11 protein-coding genes and 1 pseudogene are annotated in these 12,151 nt (G+C 53.1%); 5 read left to right on the top strand and 7 right to left on the bottom strand.

What is annotated here, in order from left to right:
• Window positions 1-11 precede the first annotated feature (11 nt).
• The 5 genes and pseudogenes from AABN02_RS00350 (at window position 12) to AABN02_RS00330 (ending at window position 4,841) form a co-directional block, all read left to right on the top strand.
• On the top strand, window positions 12-977 hold the full coding sequence (locus AABN02_RS00350) for an IS1595 family transposase (RefSeq protein ID WP_338412933.1): 966 nt from the start codon (window positions 12-14) through the stop codon (window positions 975-977).
• 47 nt (window positions 978-1,024) lie between these two features.
• The gene (locus AABN02_RS00345) at window positions 1,025-2,053 is read left to right on the top strand and encodes a glycosyltransferase (protein ID WP_338412932.1); all 1,029 of its coding nucleotides are present in this window, start codon (window positions 1,025-1,027) and stop codon (window positions 2,051-2,053) included.
• 90 nt (window positions 2,054-2,143) lie between these two features.
• Window positions 2,144-3,148 (top strand): acyltransferase, encoded by a 1,005-nt coding sequence (locus AABN02_RS00340; RefSeq protein WP_338412931.1) that lies wholly within the window; start codon window positions 2,144-2,146, stop codon window positions 3,146-3,148.
• Between the two features lie 109 nt (window positions 3,149-3,257).
• Window positions 3,258-3,521, top strand: a pseudogene (locus AABN02_RS00335) (hypothetical protein); the annotation flags it as partial.
• A gap of 111 nt (window positions 3,522-3,632) precedes the next feature.
• Complete coding sequence (locus AABN02_RS00330; protein ID WP_338413015.1) at window positions 3,633-4,841, top strand: acyltransferase; 1,209 nt, start codon at window positions 3,633-3,635, stop codon at window positions 4,839-4,841.
• On the opposite strand, the gene AABN02_RS00325 is transcribed toward AABN02_RS00330, so the two are convergent.
• From AABN02_RS00325 to AABN02_RS00295, 7 genes are all read right to left on the bottom strand, one after another.
• On the bottom strand, window positions 4,806-6,320 hold the full coding sequence (locus tag AABN02_RS00325) for a GMC oxidoreductase (protein WP_338412930.1): 1,515 nt from the start codon (window positions 6,318-6,320) through the stop codon (window positions 4,806-4,808). The genes AABN02_RS00330 and AABN02_RS00325 overlap by 36 nt on opposite strands.
• A complete protein-coding gene (locus tag AABN02_RS00320; RefSeq protein WP_338412929.1) occupies window positions 6,317-7,129 on the bottom strand; it encodes an aldo/keto reductase in 813 nt (270 codons plus the stop codon). Before AABN02_RS00320 ends, AABN02_RS00325 begins: the two co-directional genes overlap by 4 nt.
• 7 nt (window positions 7,130-7,136) lie before the next feature.
• On the bottom strand, window positions 7,137-7,748 hold the full coding sequence (locus AABN02_RS00315; RefSeq protein WP_338412928.1) for a putative colanic acid biosynthesis acetyltransferase: 612 nt from the start codon (window positions 7,746-7,748) through the stop codon (window positions 7,137-7,139).
• Between the two features lie 69 nt (window positions 7,749-7,817).
• Entirely contained in the window at window positions 7,818-8,744 is a 927-nt protein-coding gene (locus AABN02_RS00310) for a glycosyltransferase family 2 protein (RefSeq protein ID WP_338412927.1), read from the bottom strand.
• Between the two features lie 28 nt (window positions 8,745-8,772).
• Window positions 8,773-9,870, bottom strand: coding sequence for a glycosyltransferase (locus AABN02_RS00305; RefSeq protein WP_338412926.1), 1,098 nt, complete (start codon window positions 9,868-9,870; stop codon window positions 8,773-8,775).
• Between the two features lie 56 nt (window positions 9,871-9,926).
• Complete coding sequence (locus tag AABN02_RS00300; protein WP_338412925.1) at window positions 9,927-10,442, bottom strand: UDP binding domain-containing protein; 516 nt, start codon at window positions 10,440-10,442, stop codon at window positions 9,927-9,929.
• A gap of 138 nt (window positions 10,443-10,580) precedes the next feature.
• Window positions 10,581-11,972 (bottom strand): undecaprenyl-phosphate glucose phosphotransferase, encoded by a 1,392-nt coding sequence (locus tag AABN02_RS00295; RefSeq protein ID WP_338412924.1) that lies wholly within the window; start codon window positions 11,970-11,972, stop codon window positions 10,581-10,583.
• Window positions 11,973-12,151: the final 179 nt, after the last annotated feature.

Here is a 12,151-nt window from a genome sequence, read left to right as displayed (position 1 = left end):
GGAGCGAGCAGATGCCAATGAACCGAATCCAGTTCCAGCAGGGGATGTCGCTGCCGGAGTTCATGAGCAGCTTCGGCACGGAAGAGCAATGCGCCGAGGCGGTCAAGCAGGCGCGCTTTCCGCAGGGCTTCGAGTGCCCGCGCTGCGGGAGCGGCGCGCACTACGTGGTGGGCCAAGGCACGCGCAAGCTGTTCCAGTGCAACGGCTGCCGCCACCAGACCTCGCTGACTGCGGGCAGCCTGTTCGCGAGTACCAAGCTGCCGCTGAGAACGTGGTTCCTGGCGATCTACCTGCTCAGCCAGGCCAAGGCAGGGCTGTCGGCGCTGGCGCTCAAGCGGCAGGTGGGCGTGAGCTACCCGACGGCATGGCTGATGCAGCAGAAGATCATGCACGCTATGGCCGAGCGAGAGGGCCAGCACTGGCTCGACGGCACGGTGCAGCTTGACGATGCCTACCTCGGCGGGGAGCGCAGTGGCGGCAAGGCGGGGCGGGGCCCGGAGAACAAGATGCCGTTCGTGGCGGCGGTCTCGGTCGATTCCGAGGGGCATCCTCAGTACGTCAAGCTCACGCCGGTGGGCGGCTTCACGCTGGAGGCGGTGGGCCAGTGGGCGCAGGCGGCGCTGATGCCGGGAGCGAGGGTGGTCAGCGACGGGCTGGGGTGCTTCGCCGCGGTCACCAGGGCGGGCTGCCTGCACACGCCGATCGTGGTGGGCCAGCGCAAGCCGCGCGAGCTGCCCGAGTTCACCTGGGTCAACACGGTGCTGGGCAACCTGAAGACGATGTTGTCGGGTGCGTTCCATGCGTTCAAGTACCCAAAGTACGCCAGCAGCTATCTGGCAGCGTTCGCCTACCGCTTCAACCGTCGGTTCGACCTGCGCGGGCTGGTGGCTCGGCTCATCATCGATGTCGCGCGGTGCAAGCCTCGGGCTCAGCGGGTCGTTCGGGGGAATGCTGAGGATTGTTGCCAATCAGGATAATTGTTGATCGATGGAGTTCTTCCGTCAATGTCGCACAAGGATGAAGCATGAGAATTTTATATGTAGGTGATTGCTCTCCCCTCTCAACATCTGGCTTTAGAGCTGCTGCATTGCGGAGGCTTGGACATGAGGTTGAGACACTTGATATCAGTACTTCTCGTGTGGTTGGTTCTGGGCGTATTTGGAACAAGGTGCATTTTTTATCCGGCTACAAGTTGCTTCAATCGTCGGTACAGCGCATGCTGCGAGATTTTTCGACGCTGGTACGCAAATTTGATGTTGCGTGGGTCGACAGTGGCGAGTTGCTTGGGCTTGATGCTGTGTTGCAGCTTAAGCAAATATCCTCAAAGGTTGTTCTCTATAACCATGACGATCCAACCGGACCTCGTGACTGGCAGCGATTTGCGTCGCTCCGTACGGCGTTGCCTGCATACGATTTATGTTGTGTAGTTCGGCATGAGAACGTTGACGAATTTAGGAATTTAGGTGCGCCACATGTGCTTAGGGTTTGGCGAAGCTATGACGAGACGGGTCACAGTCCATTCCTTAGCCTTGACGATATTCCTAGTCAATTTAGATCGGAAGTGAGTTTTGTCGGGGCCATGATACCTGGTGAGGGTAGAGATGAATTCATGGTTGGTCTTATACGGCGGGGTGTGCCAGTTTCAATTTGGGGGTCGAATTGGAGGCGCTCGCGTTTCTGGAGTGAACTTGAGCACTGTTATCGTGGTTCGAAGATGCTTGGACGTGAGTATGTTGCTGCGATTCAAGGGGCTAAAATTTCTATCGGTTTGCTGTCCAAAGGTAATCGTGATCTGCACACTACTCGAAGTTTGGAAATACCGTATATTGGTAGCACATTTTGTGCAGAACGCACTCGGGAGCATATTGAATTATTTAAAGATGGCGTAGAGGCTACTTTTTGGTCGTCGGTGGACGAGTGCGCTGATGTTTGTCTTGAATTATTGGGGGACGAGAATCGCAGGCGTAAAATCGCAAACGCAGGGGCAGTCGCTGTTCGCCAGTTAGGTGTCGGCAACGAGGATATTTGTAGGAATGTGCTTCAGGCAGGATAATGCCCTACAAAACAGCGAAGTATTTTATTTATTTTGCTGCAAGAGTTATATAATGTACAGCCTTAATTTTATTTAATCGTTGGAGGTCTCTTGAATAATACTAATGATGCGGATCATTTTTTGGATCTTGATGGTGTCCGCGGAGTTTTGGCAAATGTTGTTATTTTATATCACTACGGCCTAAATACCCTGATTTCGAAACTTACATCTGGATATATTACTCATTCTCCATGGGGTGGGTGCGTTGATTTTTTCTTTATTCTAAGTGGATTTGTTCTTTGCCATTCGTCACTCAAGCGACCGAAACCAATCGCTGAATTTTTTATTGCCCGCATTTTTAGACTTCTCCCTCTGCATGTTGCTATACTTTTGCTGTTCACCCCATTGTATTTTTCTATAATTCCGATTGGATATATTGGAGTAATCCAGAATTTTATAGGAATATCTATATTTACGAGTGAGAAAATATGGAATTTGGCGTCGTGGAGTATGCATCTCGAGCTTTATATTCCTATTGTATTTTTCCTTTACAATCGATTTCATGCGTCTTCAGTACGTTATGTTATCGGATTTTCTGTTTCCCTCGCTATTCAGTTATGGACAACATACCAAATGGCGGCTGGTATAGATTATCCTGTTTTGAGGGGGTTTGGTGGATTGAGCCTTGGTTACTTTTTATACATGATGAAAAATAATTTCGAAATAATTGCTAAATTTACGCCAAAAATCTCTGTATTTGCATTGTTGATTGTTTATATGTGCGTAATGCTATTTTCAGGTATTTTTGTGTGGATGTCTTTGCTTTTGCCTCTGATATGCATCGCTGTTATTATTGTTGGAGTGTCGACAAGAGGATTACTTTCTAGAGGTGGGTTTCGATTGATGGGTAACTTATCGTATCCTGTTTATATGATTCATTCCCCTGCTTTGGTTTTTGCCTTATCAATTTATCCGTCGATAGATGGAAGTGCCTCACTTAAAATAACACTTATTATTTTGGTTTGGATTGCATCATATGTGGCCATGCATGTAATTGAACGTCCGGGTATGGCGCTCGGAAAGATGCTGCAGGCGAGGTATCGTCTGCATCGGTAGCGAAACGGCTTTTGGCAACTAAGATGCGTGGTCGCTGGTGACAAAGGCGTTCGCTGAATTGGCCTACCGAAGCAGGTTTGTAAGGCGGCAACGGCAGTGGGCGAGCGCGTTTGTGCATCGGTACAACCACGACCATCGCCACAGCGGCATCCGCTACGTCAGTCCGGCGCAGCGCCATGCGGGGCAGGACCGGGAGATCCTGGCGGCGCGGGATGTGCTGTACCGACAGGCTCGTCAGGCAAACCTGAAACGCTGGTCGGGCAAGACACGCGACTGGTCGCCGATCGGGGCTGTCATGCTCAATGCCGAGGGGCAATGTGTGGCCGCGGCGGTCGATGCCGCGGCAACTGAAATAAGCGCAGTCGCGGCATGACTCACGCGGCAACTGCCTTGACATGCTCCGGTCGTTCGGGGGAATGCTGAGGATCGTTGCTAATCAGGACCTAATTTTTAAATAATACTGTATATTTCTTGGTTGACGGATATGCGAGCTTTACAGGGTGAGATGAGATTGGGGGATTTAATGATTGTGAATAGCCAAAAGAAACAGCATATTACAATATTGGATTGGATGCGCGGATTTGCCGCAGTTCTTGTTTGCTCTAGCCATCTACGCAACGCAATGATTGTGGACTGGGGTAATGCCCTTGATCATGGATTAATCAACAAATTTCTGTACGGCATTACCGGGTTTGGGCATCAGTCTGTCGTGGTATTTTTTGTCCTCAGCGGATACCTAGTTGGTGGCTCTGTAATCGCAGCTGGGCCAAAATTCCGTTGGACAACTTATCTAATTGCGCGACTCAGCAGACTTTGGGTCGTGTTGGTGCCGTGCTTGGTTATAACTTTTGTGGCCGATGCGTTTACGGTGAGTTTTGCGAGTGATGTATTGACTGGCGACTATGCGACTCGCTGGCACTCAGCACCCGTCGCCGGGAAATACTCAATGTCGTGGCAGACGTTGGTGGGAAACTTGGCTTTTGTTCAAACGATTTTTGTCCCTGTTTATGGTTCTAATGGCCCGCTTTGGAGTCTTGCCAACGAGTTTTGGTACTACGTCATGTTTCCATTGGTGATGAATTTTGTTGGCAAGGTTGGTGTGGTTTCACGCGTATCTAAATTGGTTTCTTTGGTATTGTTCCTAACTATTTTTTATTGGGCCTCTATAGGGGTTATTACTGGTTTTTTGGTATGGATCTTTGGTGCTTTGGTGAGCTATTTAAACAACCGAATGAGGCAGCCGATGGCGTGGCGGCGTAGTATTTCTGTGGTCTCACTTGTCGCTTTCGCGACTGCTCTTGGACTTTCGAAGTGGTCTGGTGTACCAGCCTGGTTTACACCTTGGAGTGACTTGGTCCTCGGCGTTGCCGTTGCAGCGTTCCTTCTGTGCGCTCTTCAATGGGACTCAATAGGTCCGAGTCACGCACAGCAATCAGGAGCGTCGAAATGGTTTTCGGACATTTCGTTTTCGCTTTACCTATCGCATTTCCCATTGGTTATGCTGGTTTCCGCCTACCTTTTTCATGACGCCAGTTTGCAACCCGGTCTTCGTACATGGATTAAGTTCTTCTGCATCCTGGGGGGGCTATTCTTAATCGCTAGGATCGTCTGGTGTCTATTTGAGCGACATACGCCAATAGTGAAGAAATTCGTCGCTTCATGGTTCAATGCTATTTATATAGCGCATCGCTAAGTGCAACAGTGTCATCGTTGGATTCGCCCCACCGCCGGTTGGTAAAACCGATGTTGCGCAAACAGCAAGATTGGATATTCCGAACACTCGAAGGTCTCGGTTGACAGGTCCTCCATCTGGGCTGCTCGCCATCTTGGTAGATCCCCCGGGGTGATAAATCCCACCTCCCATAGTCATATTATTGGCAACATCGTTGATGGACCTTAGTCGAAGCTTGCCAAGCTGAGCATATGGGCTGGCTCGCCAGCTCTTCTCAAACATATTGATAGCAGATGTCATGGTCGTCACATCTTCGTGCCTGACCTTCCAGTCAATTTTCGCGATGGGTTGACCAAATATGTCAGTTGCCTTTTCTGATAGACCAACGCAGTTATAGGGCACAGAAGCTTGTTCAATGACCATGTGCAACTCTATGCGAGCTTTATCAGGGAACAGCAGTCGTTGATGGATGAAGCGCCACCACACTGCCCGCGTCAGCCATGGAAGGTCTCCGATGAGGCGCGCAAGCAACGGTAGCCTTGGCAGCCTGCGGCGTTGTATAGCTCGAAAGACATCACGCAGCGCAGTGAAGCCTCCCTGCGTCTCAGAAAAGCCAACGTGTGCAAAGCAAGGTGCAACGGTGTCGCGTAATTCGCTCGAAGGAGCAAGTTCGAATCTCAGATTGCGCATGCCACCACCTGGAGTAAAGCGGAAGCCCACTAGCTGGTTTAAGGCTCGCCGATCGGATACTTCCAGTTCTGCAACAACTGCAGAAAGGTGGTCATGAAAGCCTTCACCCAATCCTTGCCCAGTGAGTGCACCAGGGTTCTGCCGCGAGATGAGAAGTAGTAGACGCGTGCTTTCTATGGCTCCTGCGGCAATGACGGTTTCATCTGCGGCAATTGCTATGGATGATCCGTCAGGTGACTGGGCCGTCACCTGAGTCAATCTCCCGCCATTGACGGTGAATTGAGTTGCGGTCGCATTGATCCAGATCTCTGGCCCATCGGATTTTTCGGCAGTTTCACGTACAAGGGAGTAAACATTGCGCTTTCCGAATGAGGGCCATTTCGCGAGTCGTGCGATAAAGTCCTCCCCCAACCGGATGGCGGGGTCCTCGTAGGGTCCGGGCGGCAAACCGAACAGTGCTTCAACCTTGGACACGTACGGTGCGAGTTCAGTCCAATCGATGGGCCACTCACCTTTGGCCATGTCGGATGCTTGAAATGGAATGAGCGCACCACCCCAGATCGTGGATGTCCCCCCGAGACAGCGTGCACGTCCAAGTTCGGCACCTGCATAGGGATTGCCATTCTGTTCAGTGACGTTCAACGGATGGGTATCGCCTTTTTGCTCGCGTCCCCCGGACTCCATGCATATTACATGCTTGCCGCGCGCTGCCAGTTCAGTAGCGAGCACCAGACCTACGGTTCCCGCACCGATGACCAAAATATCCGCTGTAGCTTCCACATGTCCTGCGCCATTCAAGTCACGAATCACGAGCCGCTCCTAAAAAGTTTGGCGTATTGATCCACCCGTTCGGGCTTCGTTGTGCTCACAATGATGGCGCCGTGCTGGTTGCGTTTTAATGCTTTCGTCAATATTGCATCTAGAGTTTGATTTGACCCGAGTTTTCGGGCGGCAGAAACATAGCCGTATGTGATTTGCAGTGGGCGGCCATGTGTAGTTAGGCAATCGGCTTCGCAACCGTCGAGGCTGTCATGCACCTGGACGACCTGTGCAAGGCCAGGAGCGGTATTTAAAAATGGAGTCATACGTTTACTGTCTAGGGCTAGGCCAAAGGCACCAATTCGGCCTCTTGTAACCTCAATTTCTAACCAGCGCTGCCATTCATCCGTTGTAACCATTTGAAGTTCCGGCTCATGGAGCATGTAGAGCGCTACGCGTTCACACTTGAGTCGAATGAGGCTGCTTTCCAGCATCTTCTGAGCGCGTGACAATGTGAAATCTACAGTGGGACGTGACATGGCGGGAACAAGTCGCCCTGCTACTTTGCGCAGAAAAACAGCTGAGCGCGAAGCATCTTCCCCGCCGGGAGAGTAGATCCCGACCTTCGTGGTAACTGTCACTTGGGGGTGCCGGGAAATAAGTTGACCTAGGTCGCGCTCGGCCCAGCCAAAGCCATAGTAGGGGGCCGTATCAAAATGCGTAAAACCTGCTGCAACAGCCGCTTCGAGTAATGCAATGCGCTGATGCGCATTGCCAGCGTTGAACAGCGATGCCGTTCCGAAGACAAAGCGTGACAGATGGAGTTGGGTACTTGGTAGACAAACCGTTGGCATGGGCATTTTTTAATCATTGCTCTTGTGTGCGATTGAATCTTGTCCGGGTAGATTTTGCTGTTGCTGGATTCCCCTGATAGACTGTCCAAGCATCAAGGTCGCAAAAAGCGGCGCCCCGTGCACCGAGTACTGCTCCTTCGCCGATGATTACCCCGGGACCGACAAAGGCCTCTGCAGCAATCCATGCGTTAGCTCCAATTTTAATGGGGCGTGATCCAATTTGAAAATTTGCATTATGTATGTCGTGCGTGCCGGTGCACAAAAATGTTCGCTGTGACACTACCGCATATGGGCCAATTTCAATTTGTCCCATGGTGTAGCAATCCACATCAGGGCCGAGGGTTGCCGAGCGAGCCATATTTAGATTGGGTGGATACCAGATTCGTACGCTTGCATATATGAAGCATGAGGGATCAACGTGGCCGCCAAACAGATTGATCAGGCAAACCCTCCAGCGATGCAGCGGAGGCGGTGTCCAAGATGCCAAGAGTGCCCATGTCAACTTCCAGGCTAACCGCAGCAATCGATGCCGAAAAGGGAAACTGGCTGCACCGGCAAAAGTTGCAATGCTATCTGCGTTCTGGGGCACGCCGCTTGATTTTGCTTGAATCTTGATAGGTTTCATATCAGTGATATCTAACACCTTGGCCTAATGTGCGGGAAATAGATAAATGATGCGCGAATATTAATGAAACTATGATGTGGCATTTAAGTCATGCCCTGTCAGGTCTAATATTTTTGCCTTTATTTCTTCGGGATCGTTTAAGCCTCTGATGCCGTTCTGTAATTCCATGAGCTTTGCTCCGACGAGAAATCTATACCAATAGCCTTGCAAGAAATGGTAAACTAAGCCGGATCGGCCATCCAGAAAACCCAGTTGAACTACGTAGCGCCATAAGAAATAAAGAGATGCACTGACTGTGAAAGGAAGTCGGTTGTAGACAGATTCCTTGAGGGCTCTTTTTACGGCAGCTTGAGCTGATGCACTTTTGGCATTCAAAGCATTGTCACGAGGGCCGAGCCGTCGCATTTGAATCAGAACTTCTATGGCTTCTCGGGTTGCATACCCATTATGTTTGGTTGTGAAGTAATTAAGATCGTGGAGATTGTGGTCGGCAAAACTTCCCTTCATGGTGATGGTGCGGCCTCCCCATACCACCATATGTTCGTCCATCCACCGATCCTCAATTCGGCCGTTACCTTTACGCCAGATACGCAGCATCACCAAAGGGTAGCGGCCACCATGGCGCACCCAGCGGTCCATGAAGATATGTTTTCTCTTGAGGTTGATGCCCACTACATCATCGGGCAGCGTTGGGATCCGTCTTTCTAATTCGGTCCTAAGTTCAGGTTCAATGAGTTCATCTGCGTCTAGGCGCATCACCCATTTTCCCCGGATTTCTGCGTTGTCCAGCGCCCACTGGAATTGCTTGGCGTGATTGATGAATTTGTTTTGCAAGACGACCGCGCCATGAGCCTTGGCAATCTCTACGGTGTCATCAGTGGAAAAGGAGTCGACCACCACAACGTCCTCGGCCAACCCTCTAATGTTTTCAAGGGCGCGAGCAATGTGGATCGACTCGTTCTTGGTTAGGATGACGACAGTGAGATCTAATGGCATGATTTCTGGTGCGGTTGTATTTCGTCGTTCAATGGCTTACTGCATGCAATAAAGCATCAGCTGAAGCATCAACGGTATAGCGCTGCTCATAGGTTTGGCGGGCTTGTTTTGCCAAAACTAAACGATCTTTGGCTGGTTGTTGAAACCAGCGTTTCAATAGTGCCGACGTGCCTGTCAATGTGTCGGGCTCGACCAGTCCGCTGCCGTCTTGCAGGGCTTCACGCCAGATGTTTACCTTGTTGGAGATCAGTATAGGTTTGGCACAAGCCATCGCTTCCACCACGGCAATACCGAAGTTTTCTTGGTGTGAAGGCAAGACAAAGGCATCGCACGCATAGAGCGCACCCCATTTGGTGTCGCCTTTGACCATGCCGATCCAGTGCACCCGCTGTTCAATCCCAAGCGATCGCGCTTGATTTTTTAGTTCTGCTAGGTAGACCTCGTCACTTGGACCTGCCATCACGAGGTGTTGATCAGGGTGATCAGGCGTGTTTGCTGCGAAGGCGTTCAGCAGTAGATCGCATCCTTTCTTTGGGTGAATGCGTCCCAGAAACAACAGAAATGGCTTCTGCCTCAGCAGTGGGAAAGCCGATAGAAAGCCCTTGGTCAGTTCTGCACTGTTGTCCGGTGGCTCTGTCGTTCCCAGAGGTGCCAAACGTTCATTGACTTGATAGAGCCAAAACGATTCCTTGGCCAGGCGGCGTTCTTCTTCACATGTGAATAGAACGGCCCTCGCGTCGCGTAGGACGCGATATTCAGCCCATGGCCAGAATAACCACTTTTTGAGGTGCTTTAGCGGATACGTGTGCTTGAACCATGGGTCCAGCATGCCGTGCGGAAACACATAGTACGGTATGCCGCTGCCTGCCAGCGCTTGTCGAGTGGCAAAGGCATGGTATTGCCAGATTCCATCTACGACCACCGCATCAAAACGTTTGCTATTGGCTCGGATCCATGTCACCAAATCAGGTTGGTATTGCCACGCTGTCCGACCTTTCCCTAACGGATGAAGTTTCAGCGCGTAATTGGCGATGAATGGTGCGTCGGGATCGTCTAGTGAGACGACCTCTACCTCATGGCCCATTTCTACCAGTCTCACACCACGGCTGCGGATGCTTTCCGCCACGCCACCCAGCTGCGGATCTACCGACGAAACTACGTGAAGTAGTCTAATTTTCTCTCTCACATGCGCCCAATCGATTGGTATTCCATGCCGAACGAGCGAATCAGCTCGGGCGCATAGAGGTTGCGTCCGTTGAAGACAGCTTTGTCTTTCAAGCCGTCACGGATGGTTTCGAAGTCCGGCGTGCAGAACTCCTTCCACTCGGTGTCGATCAGCAGCGCATCGGCCCCTTCGAGAGCCTGCTTCTGCCTGTCGGAATAGCTCAGGCTGTCCCAGCCCACCATCACGCGCTGGGCTTCCGCAGCCGACACCGGGTCATGCGCCTGTACATCTTCCCCCCGCTTGGCCAACTCATCGGTGACTGCCGTGTGCACTTTGTCGCCAGTACCTACTGGCACGGTGCTTTTGTCGACGATCACCTTTAAGTCTGTCATCGTGCGGCTGATGTTGAGGGCCGAGTCGTCTTCTTTCGGCGGCGTGCCAACGGTGATGAACTGGATCTTGGCCGGATCCACGTCCAGGCACGCGCCTGTCACCAATCCGTCGTAGCCGGTGCCAATGACGGTGACTTTCATGTATTCAGATCCTAATTTTTTAAAAAATGATGGGGAAAATAGCCAGATCAAAGAATGCTAGGGTTACCCCGAATTAGCGAGTACCAAATGCACAAACAGCGCCGGAAGGGCGCTGTTGTTCTTGGCATCGGGTGCGGTTCAGTACGCGTTCTTGTCCCAGAAGGTCAGCTTCACCGTCTTCGCGATGATCCGCATGTCCATCGTCAACGACCAGTTCCGCAGATAGTCGATGTCGTACTGCACCCGCCCGACCATCTTGTCCAGCGTGTCCGTCTCGCCGCGGTAGCCATTCACCTGCGCCCAGCCGGTGATGCCGGGCTTGACCTTGTGCCGCAGCATGTAGGACTGCACCAGTTCGCGGTATTGCTCGTTGTGGGCGACGGCGTGCGGGCGCGGGCCGACGATGCTCATGCGGCCTTGCAGCACGTTGATGAACTGGGGCAGCTCGTCCAGCGAGGTGCGGCGGATGAAGGCGCCGAACGGCGTGATGCGCGCGTCACCACGGGTGGCCTGCTTCACCACCGCGCCGTTGTCCATCGTGGACATCGAGCGGAACTTGTAGACCGTGATCTCCTTGCCGTCCACACCATTGCGGCGCTGCTTGAAGACGATCGGGCCCGGCGAGCTGCGTTTCACACCAATGGCCACTGCCAGCAGGATGGGCGAGATCAGCACCAGGATGACGCTGGAGAGCACGATGTCGGAGGCGCGCTTGGCCAGACCGTTGATGCCAACGAAGGGGCTTTCCAGCAGGCTGACCACCGGCACGCCGTCCATGTTGCGCATGCGGCCCTGGATGACGCTGACGCCAGCAACGTCGGGCACGAAGTAGATGGAGACGGCGCTGTCGTGCAGGTTGGCGATCAGCTGGTCGATGCGCGGCTGTGAGCTGAGCGGCAGGGTGATGTAGACGTCCTTGACGTTGTGGCGCTGGATGCAGTCGAGCGCGTCGGCGATCTTGCCGACGATGTGCTCGCTGGTTTCCGGTGCGCAGCGGGCGGCGTCGCGGTCTTCCAGGTGGCCGACGAAATCGTGGCCATAGGCGCGGCGGCCTTGCAGGATGTGGGCCACCTTGGCGCCGAGCGTGCCAGCGCCGATCACCAGGGCGGGCCGGCGGGCATCCGGGTGGCGGGCGTGGCGGCGCATCAGTGCGCCGCCGATGAGCACGCTGGCGTATTGCGCCACCGGCGTGGCGGCGGCCCACCAGATGAGCACGGAGGTGTCAAAGAAGCGGAAGCTCTTGGTCGCAAAACCACACAGCGTCAGGATGGCGAGGACGGTCGCCCAGGCCACGACGATGTCGACCAGCGCATTCAGGCGGTTCTCGTAGAAGCGGTTGGTGCCGGGGAACACCAGCAGCATCACCATGATGGAGAGCAGCATCGACGCGCGGTCGAGCACATGCCCGTGGGCGAAGTGGACCGTCAGGAAGGTGGTGACGGCCAGCAGCGGCTCCAGCAGCGCGGCGGCAAAGACGGGGATGGACGGGGGTGGCGCCGAGAAGGGCAACGCATTGGCGGCGTTGTTCAACGGCAGACCCTCCGGGCCGTACCGGATGGGGCCTAGGATGTTATGGATCTGTACGTCTGCTGGCATTGGTTGTTTCCCCTGCTATTTCTTTGACTCACGCACTCGGAAGTGTGCTTGACGTTCAGGGTGCGGTGCCATGAAGTTCCACACATCGAGCGCATTTGTTGCAATTCTTCGCT

Source organism: uncultured Sphaerotilus sp., from assembly GCF_963924895.1.
Classification (GTDB): Bacteria; Pseudomonadota; Gammaproteobacteria; order Burkholderiales; family Burkholderiaceae_C; genus Sphaerotilus.
This window is presented reverse-complemented; position numbering and strand designations above follow the sequence as displayed.

Excerpts from the sequence above, each read along its gene's own strand:
- AABN02_RS00350 (WP_338412933.1), top strand. The coding sequence starts at position 12 with ATGCCAATGAACCGAATCCAGTTCCAGCAGGGGATGTCGCTGCCGGAG.
- AABN02_RS00345 (WP_338412932.1), top strand. The coding sequence starts at position 1,025 with ATGAGAATTTTATATGTAGGTGATTGCTCTCCCCTCTCAACATCTGGC.
- AABN02_RS00330 (WP_338413015.1), top strand. The coding sequence starts at position 3,633 with ATGCGAGCTTTACAGGGTGAGATGAGATTGGGGGATTTAATGATTGTG.
- AABN02_RS00320 (WP_338412929.1), bottom strand. The coding sequence starts at position 7,129 with ATGCCCATGCCAACGGTTTGTCTACCAAGTACCCAACTCCATCTGTCA.
- AABN02_RS00315 (WP_338412928.1), bottom strand. The coding sequence starts at position 7,748 with ATGAAACCTATCAAGATTCAAGCAAAATCAAGCGGCGTGCCCCAGAAC.
- AABN02_RS00300 (WP_338412925.1), bottom strand. The coding sequence starts at position 10,442 with ATGAAAGTCACCGTCATTGGCACCGGCTACGACGGATTGGTGACAGGC.
- AABN02_RS00310 (WP_338412927.1), bottom strand. The coding sequence starts at position 8,744 with ATGCCATTAGATCTCACTGTCGTCATCCTAACCAAGAACGAGTCGATC.